At 43.1% G+C, this 15,127-nt stretch carries 15 protein-coding genes; 4 read left to right on the top strand and 11 right to left on the bottom strand.

Annotated elements, in window-relative coordinates; all coding sequences use genetic code 11:
* From truA to MARME_RS10385, 6 genes are all read right to left on the bottom strand, one after another.
* On the bottom strand, positions 1-813 hold the full coding sequence (gene truA / locus MARME_RS10410; protein ID WP_013661224.1) for a tRNA pseudouridine(38-40) synthase TruA: 813 nt from the start codon (positions 811-813) through the stop codon (positions 1-3).
* On the bottom strand, positions 806-3,124 hold the full coding sequence (locus tag MARME_RS10405; RefSeq protein WP_013661223.1) for a FimV/HubP family polar landmark protein: 2,319 nt from the start codon (positions 3,122-3,124) through the stop codon (positions 806-808). The genes truA and MARME_RS10405 overlap by 8 nt, the downstream gene beginning before the upstream one ends.
* Before the next feature lie 122 nt (positions 3,125-3,246).
* Positions 3,247-3,975 carry an EAL domain-containing protein gene (locus MARME_RS10400; RefSeq protein WP_041648558.1) on the bottom strand — a complete coding sequence of 243 codons (729 nt, stop codon included), beginning with the start codon at positions 3,973-3,975 and terminating at the stop codon, positions 3,247-3,249.
* Between the two features lie 191 nt (positions 3,976-4,166).
* A complete protein-coding gene (gene groL / locus MARME_RS10395) occupies positions 4,167-5,804 on the bottom strand; it encodes a chaperonin GroEL (RefSeq protein WP_013661221.1) in 1,638 nt (545 codons plus the stop codon).
* 51 nt (positions 5,805-5,855) lie between these two features.
* Entirely contained in the window at positions 5,856-6,146 is a 291-nt protein-coding gene (locus MARME_RS10390) for a co-chaperone GroES (protein WP_013661220.1), read from the bottom strand.
* 124 nt (positions 6,147-6,270) lie between these two features.
* Entirely contained in the window at positions 6,271-6,744 is a 474-nt protein-coding gene (locus MARME_RS10385) for an FxsA family protein (protein WP_013661219.1), read from the bottom strand.
* Between the two features lie 51 nt (positions 6,745-6,795).
* Here MARME_RS10385 and MARME_RS10380 point away from each other — a divergent pair, with 51 nt between their 5' ends.
* The gene (locus tag MARME_RS10380; protein ID WP_013661218.1) at positions 6,796-7,110 is read left to right on the top strand and encodes an MGMT family protein; all 315 of its coding nucleotides are present in this window, start codon (positions 6,796-6,798) and stop codon (positions 7,108-7,110) included.
* Positions 7,111-7,160: 50 nt separating this feature from the next.
* Here the strand turns inward: MARME_RS10380 and MARME_RS10375 are convergent, their stop codons facing one another.
* Positions 7,161-7,646, bottom strand: a complete 486-nt coding sequence (locus MARME_RS10375; protein ID WP_013661217.1) for a YajQ family cyclic di-GMP-binding protein — start codon at positions 7,644-7,646, stop codon at positions 7,161-7,163.
* A gap of 167 nt (positions 7,647-7,813) precedes the next feature.
* On the opposite strand from MARME_RS10375, the gene MARME_RS10370 reads away from it, so the two are divergent.
* Positions 7,814-8,836 carry a ketopantoate reductase family protein gene (locus MARME_RS10370; RefSeq protein ID WP_013661216.1) on the top strand — a complete coding sequence of 341 codons (1,023 nt, stop codon included), beginning with the start codon at positions 7,814-7,816 and terminating at the stop codon, positions 8,834-8,836.
* Between the two features lie 165 nt (positions 8,837-9,001).
* Here MARME_RS10370 and MARME_RS10365 read toward each other — a convergent pair whose 3' ends face one another.
* Both MARME_RS10365 and MARME_RS10360 read right to left on the bottom strand, forming a co-directional pair.
* On the bottom strand, positions 9,002-9,835 hold the full coding sequence (locus MARME_RS10365) for a CvfB family protein (RefSeq protein ID WP_013661215.1): 834 nt from the start codon (positions 9,833-9,835) through the stop codon (positions 9,002-9,004).
* 52 nt (positions 9,836-9,887) lie between these two features.
* Positions 9,888-10,451 carry a DUF1415 domain-containing protein gene (locus MARME_RS10360; RefSeq protein ID WP_013661214.1) on the bottom strand — a complete coding sequence of 188 codons (564 nt, stop codon included), beginning with the start codon at positions 10,449-10,451 and terminating at the stop codon, positions 9,888-9,890.
* 182 nt (positions 10,452-10,633) lie between these two features.
* Here MARME_RS10360 and MARME_RS10355 point away from each other — a divergent pair, with 182 nt between their 5' ends.
* Positions 10,634-11,845 carry a DEAD/DEAH box helicase gene (locus MARME_RS10355; RefSeq protein ID WP_013661213.1) on the top strand — a complete coding sequence of 404 codons (1,212 nt, stop codon included), beginning with the start codon at positions 10,634-10,636 and terminating at the stop codon, positions 11,843-11,845.
* A 183-nt stretch (positions 11,846-12,028) separates the two neighbouring features.
* On the opposite strand, the gene ribA is transcribed toward MARME_RS10355, so the two are convergent.
* Together ribA and MARME_RS10345 are read right to left on the bottom strand one after the other, a co-directional pair.
* On the bottom strand, positions 12,029-12,649 hold the full coding sequence (ribA, locus tag MARME_RS10350; protein WP_013661212.1) for a GTP cyclohydrolase II: 621 nt from the start codon (positions 12,647-12,649) through the stop codon (positions 12,029-12,031).
* Positions 12,650-12,793: 144 nt separating this feature from the next.
* Positions 12,794-13,267: an Lrp/AsnC family transcriptional regulator gene (locus MARME_RS10345; protein ID WP_013661211.1), complete on the bottom strand. Its 474-nt coding sequence runs from the start codon at positions 13,265-13,267 to the stop codon at positions 12,794-12,796.
* Positions 13,268-13,452: 185 nt separating this feature from the next.
* On the opposite strand from MARME_RS10345, the gene leuA reads away from it, so the two are divergent.
* Positions 13,453-15,126, top strand: coding sequence for a 2-isopropylmalate synthase (leuA, locus tag MARME_RS10340; protein ID WP_013661210.1), 1,674 nt, complete (start codon positions 13,453-13,455; stop codon positions 15,124-15,126).
* The last annotated feature ends 1 nt before the right edge of the window (position 15,127 follow it).

Here is a 15,127-nt window from a genome sequence, read left to right as displayed (position 1 = left end):
TTAAAGCGCCTCGTCTTTAAAAGGGAGAAAGTGCGGACCTAATGGAATTTTAGGAACGTCAAATTCATCTGGGTACTGAGCATCTACAAAATATAAACCATGGGGTGGGGCCGTAACCCCTCCCTGCGTTCGATCTTTAGCATCCAAAACTTGCTTCGCCCACTGAACTGGTTTTTCGCCCGCGCCGATCGCCATTAATACGCCTGCAAAATTTCGAATCATATGGTGCAGAAAAGCATTGGCTCGAATATCGAGCACAATATACTGACCAAATTTGTTAACTGAAAAATTAAGAACAGTTCGGATAGGGCTGCGCGCTTGACAGCCAATAGCTCGGTAAGAGGAAAAGTCGTGAGTTCCAATAAAACAGGCAGCGGCTTGCTGCATCTTTTGCTCAGACAAATCTTTGTAGGTCCAAGTCACCCCTTTTGCCATTATTGCGGGCCGGAATTCAGACTGATAAATGACATATCGATAACGACGCGTCAACGCACTGAATCGTGCATGAAACTCATCAGCAACATAATTCGCCGCAACAACCGAAATATCGGGAGGAAGATGGGTATTTACACCTAAAGTCCACGCTCGGATAGGACGTTCTGAAGCCGTTTCAAAGTGAACCACCTGCGAGCTGGCGTGAACGCCAGCATCAGTGCGCCCAGCGCAAATAACGCCAACGCTGTGATTGGCTATTTTAGACAATGCGTATTCTAGTTTTTCCTGAACAGTATCAACATCAAATTTCTGGGCTTGCCACCCTTTGTAACGCGAGCCATCGTATTCGACGACTAAAACAACTTTCTTTTTACTCACTTGGGAACATTCGCTCCATCATACTTTCAGCCTCGGCAACCTGTTGCTCGTTGCCTGTTTCAATTACATCTTCAAGTATAACACGTGCTCCCTCTTCGTCGCCCATATCCATATAAGCGCGTGCTAAATCGAGTTTTGTAGCAACTTCATCACCACTTGCATCGAAGAAATCAATATTTTCTTCATCATCGCTGACTTCTTCATCCGCAGCAGCTTCAGCTTCACCGAACTCAGGAATTTCCAAGTCATCTTCTGAGACTTCATTTTGAGCCTCAGCTAAGGACTCTTCAATAGACTGTGCGAGAGTGTCACTTGGCTCTTCGTCAAATACAGAGCTTTCGTCGACATCATCTTGATCAACGTCATTTAATAAATTACTTACAAACTCTTCTTCTTCCGAGTTAGACTCGTCCTCTTCTGAAATGTCGCCTATACCTTCCAGGTCATCAATATCAGAAGACGCGTCAGCAATCTCCTCAAGTTCGTTTTCACCAGCTGAATCAAAGTCATCTAACCCTCCAACGTCCAACTCGTCGTCATCTGCGACTTCATCCATTGTTGGAATCTGCTCCTCCTCAGACTCGAGCTCAGGGAATGCATCCTCAAGGTCAGCAGCCTCTGCATCATCTTCATCCGCCAACTCATCCATTTCGGCTTCAAGCGATGCCAAAGGATCAAACTCGTCATCTAGAGAATCTTCAAGAGGTGTTTCCGTTGATAAGTCATCAACAGACGCGACGCCTTCATCGACATCATCAAATTCGTCAAATGCAGAAGCATCTTCTTGTGCATCCGTATCAAAATCAAAAGCGAAAGGATCCTCTTCCTCTAACTCTTTTTTCTCTTCAAATGGATCATCTATTGGCTCTGGCGCACTTTCTTCGGCTTCAGCACTGGCTGCCGCAACGGCAGTTGTCGCAGCGGCAGCAGGTATTGCAGCATCAGACAAATCAAATTCATCCATTGATGTATCTTGCTCTAACTTCTTCTTGCCTGAGCGCTTAACCAACATACCGACCAAGAAACCCAATAGGAGCATTACGACGCCCCCAATTGAAAGTACGATTGGGTTTCCAAAAATTTTATTCACCCAAGAATCAGCTTCCGCTTGGGCTTGCTCCCTACGTAGTTGATCTGCCTCCAAAAGCTGATCAACTGTATTCTTTTGCTCTTGTAGCGCTTGTTGGGCACTTGTAAATTGTCGCTGCAACTCAGCCATTTGCTTGTCTTTCAGGCTGATTAGCTTCTCCAATGTATCAAGCTGAGAATTGAGCTCACTCAACTGACCAGACAGCTCTTTTTTCTCTCTTAGCTCTTTATCAAGGCCTTCCTGTGTTGCAGACAGTTTATCTTCGAGTTCTGCCAATTTGGCACTTTCGGCTGGATTAGAACTGGCGTCTTTTTCAGGTAATTCACTCTGCCCTGATGCTAATGTTAATTTAGCATCCTTATCAGCAACGGGAGCAGGGATGGTATTTGAGTTAGCCTGAGTGTTTAGCTGAGCTCGTTCAACAAGAGATTTCAATCCACCAGCCTGCTTGAGCGCAACCCAAGCCTGATGCTGCCGCTCAAACTCTTCCTTAGAAGCCGTACGATTAAACAGTTTAATCTGCTCTTCTGTCGGAAGACGTAGAACCGTCCCTTCTTTTAAAAGGTTAATATTGTTAGCGATGAAAGCTTCACGATTTAACGATTGAATCGCCATCATCGTTTGGTAGATGGTCAGCTGATTAGTTGTCTGATTGCCTTTCGCAATAGACCACAGCGTATTACCTTTCTGAACATTCTTCTGACCAAAAGAGGACAACTGCTGTGCTGCCTGCCCTTCTTTCTCAAAAGGTACTGTGTCAGCCTTTACTCTACTGGATGTAGGAGATTGTTGAGTAGATTGAACAACTTCTGGCGATGCTTTATCTACTAACGCAGACGCTGCGACCGGTGTTTGATACTCTCTGACAACCTGACCACTAGGCCACCTTGCCGCAAGCACAAACTTTAGTTCATCTGCATCTAACGGTGCATCTGATTGAACTAAAACGACAAGCTGGCCATTTTCTCGCGCGACTTGAAAAGACAGTTGTGATAACACGCGCGTTGGAACCAGTCCCGCTTGCTTAAATTCACTTTCAGAGCCTAATCGAACACGAACATCCTGAGGAGATAAGCCTGCAACATCGCTTAACTTAATTTCCCCTCGATAGGGCTCATCCAATTTAGAGCGAGAAGTTAATTCACCTAACTCTAAAGCATAACTACTGGAAACATATAGCACACCCGACACAGCAATACTAACGAGCGTTTTTTTAAGCATATATAGTTCCTTCTCTTCTAACAAAGTCTATATGGATGAGTTTTAAGTATCTTACACAGGTCGACATTTATCAATAGCTTTAGAATCAATGGTTTGGACTATATCACAAAATAAGGCGAACTCTACGGCTTAACTGTCAAAAAGCGGTCTCTAAAATAGAACCCTTGGACAAAATCAACTCCTAAACTCCTTGCAAACTCTAGATCATCTTGATTCTCTACGCCTTCTAAAATTATGTTTTTATTGGTTAACCTAGCAAATTCAATCATCTTCTCAACAAACAGCATAAAATTTTTGTCATGCTTCATACTTACAACATGTTTATCAAGCTTCACCCAATCAACCAACTGCATAACTGAAATTGAAATCATTGACTTTGGGTTACATAAATCATCGATTGCCGTCCCAATTCCTAATGCAGAAAACGCTTCTATCATGGTGAGACTCATTAGCGCGTCGTTAACCTCCGAGTTTTCAATTAGCTCAATCACCACTCGCTCCCTGCCATATTCCTTAGCGAGATGCATAAAAGGGCAATTAAGCGCATCCGTGCCAGCAGCAAAAAAAGCATCTTGGTCAAGGTTTACAAACAACATTTTCCCCGAATCTGCGTTTGCTAGTTGAATTTTTTTCTGGGCATATTCAACTTGAAACAGAGTGATAGGGTTATCGTGGAGAGCGGCATAGACAAAATCAGGGCGGACAGCATTTCCACTTTGATCAAAAAAGCGTGACAACGCTTCATATCCAAATGTATCACCAGTAGCAAGTGAAACAATCGGTTGATACTCAACTCCATAACGCTGCTTTTGAACAATGTCGATTAATATAGATTGTGACAATCCTGTCATGGACAACTGACTCACCATAAGACCTCTAATAAAAACAAAACCTTACAATTGTAAATGATTATCACAAACTAAAAAATAGTTTTCTGAATCCTAACCAAAACTAATAATAACGATTAGCAAAAAGCAATCTCAAAGCATAAAAAAAGGCCATCAGAGTAAATCTGATGGCCCTCTATAAAGACTAGCGTGGGTTACATCATGCCGCCCATGCCGCCCATGCCGCCCATATCAGGCATAGCAGGAGCATCATCTTTTGGGATTTCAGCGATCATTGCTTCAGTTGTGATCATAAGACCGGCAACAGACGCTGCAGCTTGCAACGCTGAACGCGTTACTTTTGCTGGATCAAGAATACCCATTTCAATCATATCGCCATATTCGCCAGTTGCAGCGTTGTAACCGAAGTTACCTTCACCCTGCTTAACTTTATCTACGACAACAGACGCTTCGTCACCCGCGTTTGATACGATTTGACGCATTGGAGATTCCATTGCGCGCAACGCTAGATCAATACCTACTTTCTGATCTTCGTTGCTACCTTCTAGAGAAGCGACTTTAGACAATGCACGTACTAGCGCTACACCACCACCAGCAACAACACCTTCTTCAACGGCAGCACGAGTTGCATGAAGAGCGTCATCTACACGCGCTTTCTTCTCTTTCATTGCCACTTCAGTCGGCGCACCAATTTTGATTACTGCAACACCGCCAGCAAGCTTAGCAACACGCTCTTGAAGCTTTTCTTTGTCGTAATCAGAAGATGAATTCGCAATTTCAGCACGAATTTGCTCTACACGACCTTGAATGTTAGCTGCATCACCTGCGCCATCCACTACAGTCGTATTTTCTTTTGTTAGTGTAACGCGTTTAGCGGTACCCAACTGATCAACCGTTGTTCCTTCTAGAGACAGACCTACCTCTTCAGAGATCACTGTCGCACCTGTAAGAATAGCGATATCTTCTAGCATCGCTTTACGACGATCACCAAAACCAGGCGCTTTAGTTGCCGCAACTTTCACGATGCCGCGCATGCTATTAACAACCAATGTCGCCAATGCTTCACCTTCTACGTCTTCTGCAACAATAAGAAGAGGACGAGAAGACTTAGCAACAGCTTCTAGCGTAGGTAGTAAATCGCGGATGTTTGAGATTTTCTTATCAACAAGAAGGATGAACGGATTTTCAAGTTCAGCGCTCATCGTTTCTTGATTGTTGATGAAGTAAGGAGAAAGGTAACCACGGTCAAACTGCATACCTTCTACAACGTCTAGCTCATCTTCGAAGCCAGAACCTTCCTCAACAGTGATAACGCCTTCTTTACCAACGCGCTCCATTGCTTCAGCAATTAGCTTACCAACGGTTTCATCAGAGTTTGCAGAGATAGTACCAACTTGCTCTACAGCACGATTGTCAGAACAAGGCGTTGAAAGCGCTGCAATCTCTGCAACAACAGCCGTAGTCGCCTTATCAATACCACGCTTAAGGTCCATTGGGTTACGACCCGCCGCTACCGCTTTTAGGCCTTCAGTCACAAATGATTGAGCCAAAACAGTTGCTGTTGTCGTACCATCACCAGCAACATCATTTGCTTGTGATGACACTTCTTTAACCATTTGAGCGCCCATGTTTTCGAATTTATCTTCTAATTCGATTTCTTTCGCCACAGACACGCCATCTTTGGTTACTAGTGGAGCACCAAACGATTTTTCGATTACAACGTTACGACCTTTAGGTCCTAGAGTAACTTTTACTGCGTCCGCTAGAACGTTAACGCCTTGTAGCATTTTCTGACGCGCGCTATCTGAAAATTTTACTTCTTTAGCAGCCATTTTCTTTATCCTAAATTGTGAATTTCGTTATGTTATCAAAACGGTTGGAGATTAGGCTTCAACGATGCCGTAGATCTCTTCTTCTTTCATAATAAGCAGTTCTTCACCGTCAATTTTAACAGTTTGACCAGAGTACTGACCGAACAACACAGTATCTCCAGTCTTAACAGCTAGCTCGCGCACGTCACCGTTTGATTGAATACGACCCGTGCCGACAGCTAGGACCTCACCTTGTGTAGGCTTTTCTGTAGCTGATCCAGGCAAAACGATACCAGATGCGGTTGTTGTCTCTTCTTCTTTACGGCGAACAACAACACGATCGTGCAAAGGACGAATATTCATTGATCTTAATCTCCAAAATTAATCAATACCAGGAATCCCCTGGCCGGACTGCCCTACTTTTCATAGTAGGATTCTGTATCGACTTTTTAATGTGGTCGAGAAAACACATTTCAACCCTAAAGCGTTACTTTTTTTCGATAAAGTCGTTTTCTTCTTTTGAATATTCGCCGTCGATCGGCGTCTCGGATTTTGAAGCCTGAGCATCAAAAGGGGAATGATCCCATGCGGAGCGCATGTTCATTCTATTCTTGAGAAAATTCAAGGCGATCCCAGAAGCAACCACTTTACGTAATGGGGAGATAAGCATCAACGCCCCTATCGCATCGGTCACAAAGCCTGGTATCAGCAAGCAAAGCCCAGCAAACGCCAACATAAAACCTTCCGCAATTTCCACTGCCGGAATTTCGCCCCGCTGAAGCTTCTCTTGAGCCTTAAACGCAGCATCTATACCTTGCTTTCGTATCAACGAGACACCGATCGCAGCGGTTAAAAATACAAGTAAAACCGTGGTTAAGCCACCTATTTGACCACCAACTTCTATCAGTACGAAAAGCTCCACGACAGGAACCAATATAAACAATAGTAACGCGTATCGCATATTTACCTTCTTCGATTTATCATGTTCATAATTACTATTTTGGGCCATTCAATGACGAATCAAGAACAACAAGACTTTAAATCTCAAGTCTTCCTTCTTTTATCTAGCTCGGATGCGGGAGACATCTTCTCGTATGGGCAACTCGCCAAACTTGCTGGCGCACCGAGGCATGCGAGACTCGTTGGAAGGATACTACGAGAATTACCAAAGAAAAGCACTTTACCTTGGCATAGAGTGATTAACGCGCGCAAAATGATCAGCTTTCCTGAAAACAGCGAAGCCTATAATAGACAAAGAGAGCGACTCGAAGCCGAGGGATGGGTCATTACGGGACAAAAGCTACTCACCAAAGAAGAAAGCAAGTAGCTAAATAGTCGTAGGCAAATTAATAATTTTCAGCCTCTAACGTGGCATAATCAGTCACGAAAATTATTAAATTGAACAGGCACTTCAAGATCCGCACCCTTTAGCATCTGCATCACTTGCTGAAGGTCGTCTCGCTTCTTACCCGTTACACGTAATTGTTCGCCCTGCACTTGAGCTTGAACCTTAATTTTGCTGTCTTTTATAAGTTTGACAATTTTCTTAGCGGCAGCCTGCTCAATACCTTCTTTCAATGTAATCGTTTGCGTTGCACGCAAATTACTCTCAACCATATCGCCTTTATCTAAGGATTTAAGATCGATGCCACGATTAATGAGTTTCAGCCCTAACATCTCGTTCATTTGTCTTAGCTGCATTTTGTTTTGCGCTTCCAAAACAAGCGTTTTCTTGTCTTTTAGTTCAAACTTTGCATCGACACCCTTAAAATCATACCGAGTAATTACTTCCCTGTTAGCCTGATCAACGGCATTAGTAACTTCATGTCCGTTAAGCTCGGAAACAACGTCAAATGAAGGCATTTTTCGCTCCTAAAGTGATAATATGTGAGAATTGTAAAAGCTAAAGACCATCGACACACGGTCTAATGAGCTCACTAAAAATATAAAAAGTATTCGTACTTTATTAAATTGGGCGCGATAATACCAAGGTTAATAAAAAACCGCTAATTCTCATACACACTTACAATATGACTCAAAATACCTGTTTGATAATCGGAGCTGGCGCGGTAGGACTACTATGGTCAGCCAAGCTTGCAAGCCGAAACACTGATGTGCACCTGCTCTATCGATCGCATAACCCAGGCAACCATATCCACATTGAAGACGATGCCAGTGAGGCAGGCCTCGGTGATGATGCTCGCGATATTGACGACCTTTCAGGGAATGCAATACTCGACCCCGTCACTAAAGTGAAAAGCCTAACAGTGGACGAGCTAGATCATAAATACGACAATATTTTGATCTGTACAAAATCGTTCGACCTTGTTGACGCGTACCAATCAATTCGCGAATTCACAAAAAAGAATGCCAACATTTGGACACTTTGTAATGGTATGGGCATGCACGACGAACTACTCCCTCACCTAAAAAGCGGACAAAAACTGTGGGCAGGAGTAACCAGTGAAGGCGCACTAAAAATAAACCATAACACAGTGAAGCGAACGGGATCGGGCGATACATTCTTCGGCATATATAAACCCTCGGATAAAAGTAACGATGTGGAGACGACACAACCCTTCCTCGAAGACACCATTTTTCATAGCCTCCTAGTTCCAAACATTACGCATAGAATGCTCGAAAAGCTTGCTGTAAATTGCGTCATCAACCCAATCACAGCCTTATTTGAAATACGAAACGGTGAAGTGCTAGACGAACCCTATAAGTCGCTTGCGGAACAATGCACAAAAGAACTCGCTGATTGCTATCTAGAAGCCCCATTGCAACCCCTGATCAGCAACGCTGCCAGCTTTTCTTTTTTCAACTTAGTAAATCGGGTTTACACCGTTGCACAACTAACGAGACTCAATCACTCTTCGATGCACGAAGATCTAAAATTCGGACGAAAAACCGAAATCGAAAATATTAGTGGCTACATGATCAAACAGGCGACAAACAACCTTCCATTGCAAAGCACCCTATTACATGCAATTTTATCCCCGACAAAACGGGAACAACATAAAAAGGCACTTCTGGAAATCGCTACTTCTTAACTAGGGAAGGTGCGAATAAGCCTTAAGAGCTTCAGCCTCACCAGACAGAAGTAGGTTGGTAGAAAAGCATCAAATCACTGACGCTAGGACAAGAAATCCACGCGTCATTCTCAGCATGGATTTCTAAAGAAAGGAGATAGAAGCCGCTTATCTATAATGAGATATTTATAGGAGCGTCACTTTGTCTTTCGACAATAGAATTTTCTTATCTTTGTATAGTGCACCAATTGCTTTTTTAAACGTCGCTTTACTGACTTTAAACACACGATTGATTTCATCGGGAGAGCTTTTATCAGTGATTGCCATCTCTCCTCCATTCGCTTTCAAATGTTCGATAATATCATCCAAGATATTTTGAACTTTTTTATACCCAACAGGCTGTAAGCTTAAGTCTATTTTGCCATCTTCTCTTACGCGTTTAACAAAAGCCTGAGCGCGCTCTCCTTTACGCAATTGCCTAAAGGCATCTTGAAAAAACAACACTCCCCAGAACCTTTGATCAATAATGCACTTAAAGCCAATATTTGTTTTGTCACCAACTATAACCTCAACCTTATCACCTGCACGGTAAGGTGGCTCGTCGCGATTCAACAGCGCATCAATTTTAGTTGTCGCTACAATACGGTTGGTATGCTGATCTAGATACACAAATACAAGGTGGGTTTGCCCCTCTTCAATTGTATTTTTTTGCTGACTAAACGGAACAAGAAGATCTTTTGGCAAGCCCCAATCAAAAAATGCACCAACCTGATTAACCGCAATTGCTTTTAGTCCGGCAAATTCCCCTACTTGAACTTCAGGCATCAGGGTCGTGGCGATAAGTTCGTCTTCAGAGTCAAGATAAACAAATACATCCAGCTCATCACCTACCTTAGAGTTTGCTGGAACATAGCGTTTAGGCAGTAGAATTTCACCTAAGTTAAGTGCATCGAGATACACCCCAAAGTCTTTCTCTTTAACAATACGCAAATTATTTACGCGACCAATTTGGGTTGCCATACTCACTCCAGCAAAGTAAAAGGAAGGGACTATACTCAGATAATCACTTTAATCAAGAAGGGCTGTTTAATTCCATACAAGTTTTCATAAGCTTTTCGAGCTCCGCCTCCCCTTTCTCTTCCATAAGTTCGATGTTTCTATCTGGTATTGTAGAGGTGTCGCCGTAATGCTCGATCGCTTTTTCTACACTCTGCTCCCGAAGTATGTGCAACATAGGATAAGGCGAACGATTAGTATAGTTTGAAACATCGCTCGGCTCTGCCCCTGAAAAACAATAATTGGGGTGGAATGTCGCAAGCTGATATACACCTTCACACCCTTGCTGATACATCAACTCTTCAGCGAGCTCGACAAAGTCCAAGTATCTATGAAAATCGGCTAAAAGAGTTGGAAAAATAACCAATGTCGTTTCTGTTTCAGGATTCTGGTCAAGCCAGTTAATCTCATTCATCAATTCTTGAAGCGCAACATCATTCTTTTTTGTTCGAATGACAATGGATCGGATAGATTGTCGCTCCACTTCTCGTTTCGCGAACGGACAAACAGATAGGCCAACGATAAACCTCTCCACCCAGTTTTCAGTTTGAGAAATGACCACTTCATCTGTCAATTGCATACGTTTACTCTATAGTATTTTTTCGAAGTGTAATTCATGCATCAAGAGAGGTCTAATTTTTCGCTCCCAACGTTATTCATCCCGCCTTTTGCTAACACACCTAAGATTTAACGCTAAAGTCCATACTACTGACACTAACATGTTATAATGCCTAAAATTTTTCATTATACCCGAGTACCCCTATGTCCTTTGAAGACTTAGATTTAGATTTCACTATTGAACAAGCCATTTCCGATATGGGGCTAACGTCTCCAACACCTATTCAAATTCAGGCAATACCAGCCGCACTGGATGCTCAAGATATATTAGCTAGCGCACCGACAGGCACTGGTAAAACAATTGCATTTGCCGCACCGATTATTCAACATATTTTGGATAGGGACGAAGAGTCTACCCTTGCTCCAAAAGCATTAATACTCGCTCCAAGCCGAGAGCTAGCTCGACAAATATTTCAAGTAATCGAAAAGCTTCTGACACATACTCGCATACAGTTACAACTTATCGTTGGTGGCACGCCTTATGGAAACCAACAAAAACAGCTTAGCGAACCCTGCGACATTTTAGTTGCAACCCCTGGCAGGCTAATTGAGCTAGACCAAAAAGGATGGCTCGATTTATCCGATGTCTCCATGTTTGTTATTGATGAAGCCGATCGAATGCTCGATATGGGCTTCATCGACGCAGTTACAAGCATTGCAAAAGAACTACCAGCACATCAAACGCTATTCTTTTCGGCAACAATTGAAGGCGAAAAGATGGGGAGATTTGCATCAACACTGCTAAAAGAAGACGCCACCCAAATTCAATTATCTGAGTCGGTAAGATCTGTTCCGTCTCAAATTACTCAGCTAGCCATGAGGGTCGACGATGAACCTCATAAAGAAGCACTCTTAAAACATATCCTAGAAAAAGACGAAACCAATCAAGCTGCTGTTTTCGTTTCTAATAAAGATCACGTTGATATTTGGGTTCAAAAAATACGCAATTGGGGTTTACGATGCGATGGCCTTCATGGAGACATGAAGCAAGGCGACCGAAATGATCACTTAAAACAAATGAAGAAAGGCCGCCTTAAAGTTCTCGTCGCTACTGATGTCGCTTCTAGAGGCTTAGATTTGCCTGAAATCAACACAGTGATCAACGTACGCCTACCACGAAAGGCCGATGCATACGTTCATCGCGCGGGACGTGCATCAAGGGAAGGGAACCCAGGTAAATGCTATTCGTTAGTAGACATCAACGACCTACCTATGATGGAAAAAATTCAGCGCTATATGCAAGTCGCTGTTAAGTTCACCAAAATCGAGGGTCTAGAGCCTAAAATGAAGGTTCGTTCTCCGAGCCGAAGACCAAAGAAGAAGAAATCAACGAACACGAAAGCAAAAAGCAAGTAGCATTACTCGCTCTAGCAAAAGCCAGATCTTGCCTTAATCAAGACGCCTGAACGATTGCCGTGCTGGCCTACAAAAAAAAAGACAAAAACAGCCATGTGTTTTTGTCTTTTTTTATTCCGTATAACGAACGCTTTTTAGAGACCATAAAACCGGCTCAATACCTCACCTCAACACAATGAGCAGCTACTCAAACCCTTCGCCATCTAAATCTAAAGTATGCTGCTTACGCTTCGCTTTGGTTTCAAGGTATTGACGATTATGCTGATTGACATGCACCTTTGTAGGCAACAGCTCTACGACATCAATACCATTTTCTTTAAGCTGCTCTGCCTTGTCTGGGTTATTTGTCAGCAGCCTAACTTGATTTACACCTAAAGACTTAAGCATTTTTGCAGCAATACCGAAATCCCTTCCATCATCAGGCAAATGCAGCATTTCATTGGCTTCATATGTGTCATATCCCTGATCTTGCAGTGCGTAGGCTTCCAACTTGGCATATAACCCTATACCTCGGCCTTCCTGCCTTAAATAAAGGATATACCCCCCCTCTGCATTGATCTTATCAATTGCCTCATCTAACTGTTCACCACAGTCACAGCGTCCTGACCCAAAAACATCGCCCGTTAAACACTCTGAATGCAAACGCACAAGGGGAATATCATTTTTACTCGCTGAAGTACCGGTAAAACCAATACCAATGTGCTCCTTGCCGGATTCGTCGCCATCAAAAGATATGAACTCCGCCATAACCTCTCCCGCTCGCATCGGGATGACTACGCGACGTTTTACCGTCAATTCATTCATCGTTTACTGCTCTCTAACAAATTTTTTAATGGGTGCATTATTAGGGCTTTCTTATATTTTTCAACTAATAATCACTTTTACGTAAGGAAATTAGGCATAGTACACCCAAATTCCTCTATTGTTGCTCGGTGTGGTCAGGTATTATCAGGTTAAGTGATCAAGCGGCAAGGACGTTCGATCTATCACTCGCCTTAACAAAAAGCTCGAATGTACACCTGTTACACCTTCAATTCGCGTCAACTTACCTAATAAAAACTCATGAAATTCGTCCATATCACCAACGATGACTTCCAATACGTAATCGGCGCTTTGACCTGTAACTAAACAGCAAGATTTGACTTCCGAGTAGGTATCCACCAGCGCTTCAAATACTTCGAACCGATCAGGCGTATGCCTGTCCATACTGATTTGTATGAACGCAGTAAGCTTCAATCCCAGCTTTTTTTCATCTAATAACGTTACACTTTTTCGAATAATACCTGACTCTTCTAGCGCCTTAACCCTTCTTAAACACGGAGACGGAGATAGTCCTACATTATCAGCCAGCTCCTGATTGGTTAAGCTAGAATCTTGCTGTAATTGTTGCAAAATTCGAATATCAATTCGATCTAACTTCATATAGGTCACACATATCAGCCAATATTTATATTTATTTAGCAATAAAATTCCAATTTTATCAAGTTGACCTGAAATTTAGCAATCTTATGCTACTAAAGTTGATGTACTATATAACTATTGAAACAAGCTAACCAATTTTGACTAAAAACTGGGTTATCGCCCAGAAAAACGACAAGGACAAAACGATGACGTCTTTTGACCATACTAAATACCGCCCATTTCAACCGGTAGCGATTGAAAATCGCACATGGCCTGATCAAGAAATTAAGCACGCTCCAAAGTGGTGTAGTGTTGACCTTCGCGATGGCAACCAAGCACTGGTTGAGCCAATGACAGTAGAACAAAAGAAGCAGTTTTTCGCCCTTCTCGTTGATGTTGGTTTCAAAGAAATTGAAGTTGGCTTTCCTGCAGCGTCTCAATTGGATTTCGATTTCGTTCGCTGGTTGATCGAAGAAAATCAAGTTCCTGATGACGTTTACATTCAAGTATTGACGCAAGCACGACCAGAACTTATCGAGCGTACCTATGAGTCTTTAAAAGGTGCGAAAAAAGCGGTCGTTCATGTTTACAACTCAACATCAAAAACCCAACGCGAACAAGTCTTCCGTTTAGATAAAGATGGCATCAAAAACATCGCAGTAAATGGCGCTAAATGCGTATTAGAACATGCAACGAAACACCCAGAAACAGAGTGGGTATTTCAATACTCTCCTGAGAGCTTTACAGGTACAGAGACAGATTATGCTGTCGAAGTATGTAACGCTGTTATTGATGTTTGGCAGCCAACTCCTCAGAAGAAATGCATCATCAATTTACCGGCAACAGTGGAAGTGACAACACCCAACCGATTTGCCGACCAAATTGAATACTTCTGCCGACACGTCAACAAACGTGATTCCATTGAAGTGAGTCTTCATACTCATAATGACAGAGGATGTGGTGTCGCTGCCGCTGAATTAGGAATGATGGCAGGCGCTGATCGTATCGAAGGCACCTTACTAGGTAACGGTGAGCGTACAGGGAATATGGATGTCGTGACAATGGCGATGAACATATACAGCCAAGGCGTTGATCCTAAATTAGCCTTAGGTGACATGGACCGAATCGTAAGCGTAGTGCAGGCGTGCACTCAGTTACCTGTCCATCCTCGTCACCCCTATGCTGGCGAACTTGTTTTTACCGCATTCTCTGGCTCACATCAGGATGCGATTAAGAAATGTTTAGCGCACCAACAAGACGACCAACCTTGGGATGTAGCTTACCTTCCAATCGACCCTACTGACGTAGGCCGTTCTTACCAAGAAGTTATCCGCGTAAACAGCCAATCAGGCAAAGGCGGCATGGCTTATACGCTAGAGCAAGAATATGGTTTGGCGCTACCTCGTTGGTTGCAAGTCGAATTCAGCCCAATTGTACAAAGGTTTGCTGAAGAAGATGGCGGCGTTATTGACGCAGAAGCAATGAAACAATTGTTTGAGTCAAGCTTCTTAACAGGAAAAGCACCATACTCACTAGGTCGCTACGAGCTAAGCAAGTCTGAGAATGATACTGTCCATGCAGAATTAATTGACAATGGCGAAGTCGTTCAGGTTAGCGGTCAAGGAAACGGCGCACTTTCTGCGTTTGGCGAAGCGCTAGGCAACTATTTTGATTTGAAAATCGACATCGTCCAATACCAAGAGCACGCACTAACCGTCGGTAGTGATGCCCAAGCTATCGCCTACGTCCAAGCAAATATCAATGGCGAACGCTTTAACGGCGCCGCGATTGATAACGACATAGTTTCAGCGTCAATTCAAGCTTTGTTAGCAACACTAAACCAAAAAGTGATTGCTGCAAAACAGGCGAACGTAGCATAAC

The sequence above is a fragment of the Marinomonas mediterranea MMB-1 genome, from assembly GCF_000192865.1.
Classification (GTDB): domain Bacteria; phylum Pseudomonadota; class Gammaproteobacteria; order Pseudomonadales; family Marinomonadaceae; genus Marinomonas; species Marinomonas mediterranea.
Note: the sequence above shows the minus strand (reverse complement) of the source record. Positions and strands in the feature narration are given on the sequence as shown.

Bases quoted from the DNA above. Each gene is read 5' to 3' on its own strand.
- MARME_RS10405 (WP_013661223.1), bottom strand. From the start codon at position 3,124: ATGCTTAAAAAAACGCTCGTTAGTATTGCTGTGTCGGGTGTGCTATAT.
- MARME_RS10400 (WP_041648558.1), bottom strand. From the start codon at position 3,975: ATGACAGGATTGTCACAATCTATATTAATCGACATTGTTCAAAAGCAG.
- groL (WP_013661221.1), bottom strand. From the start codon at position 5,804: ATGGCTGCTAAAGAAGTAAAATTTTCAGATAGCGCGCGTCAGAAAATG.
- MARME_RS10390 (WP_013661220.1), bottom strand. From the start codon at position 6,146: ATGAATATTCGTCCTTTGCACGATCGTGTTGTTGTTCGCCGTAAAGAA.
- MARME_RS10385 (WP_013661219.1), bottom strand. From the start codon at position 6,744: ATGCGATACGCGTTACTATTGTTTATATTGGTTCCTGTCGTGGAGCTT.
- MARME_RS10380 (WP_013661218.1), top strand. From the start codon at position 6,796: ATGACGAATCAAGAACAACAAGACTTTAAATCTCAAGTCTTCCTTCTT.
- MARME_RS10375 (WP_013661217.1), bottom strand. From the start codon at position 7,646: ATGCCTTCATTTGACGTTGTTTCCGAGCTTAACGGACATGAAGTTACT.
- MARME_RS10370 (WP_013661216.1), top strand. From the start codon at position 7,814: ATGACTCAAAATACCTGTTTGATAATCGGAGCTGGCGCGGTAGGACTA.
- MARME_RS10365 (WP_013661215.1), bottom strand. From the start codon at position 9,835: ATGGCAACCCAAATTGGTCGCGTAAATAATTTGCGTATTGTTAAAGAG.
- MARME_RS10360 (WP_013661214.1), bottom strand. From the start codon at position 10,451: ATGCAATTGACAGATGAAGTGGTCATTTCTCAAACTGAAAACTGGGTG.
- MARME_RS10355 (WP_013661213.1), top strand. From the start codon at position 10,634: ATGTCCTTTGAAGACTTAGATTTAGATTTCACTATTGAACAAGCCATT.
- ribA (WP_013661212.1), bottom strand. From the start codon at position 12,649: ATGAATGAATTGACGGTAAAACGTCGCGTAGTCATCCCGATGCGAGCG.
- MARME_RS10345 (WP_013661211.1), bottom strand. From the start codon at position 13,267: ATGAAGTTAGATCGAATTGATATTCGAATTTTGCAACAATTACAGCAA.
- leuA (WP_013661210.1), top strand. From the start codon at position 13,453: ATGACGTCTTTTGACCATACTAAATACCGCCCATTTCAACCGGTAGCG.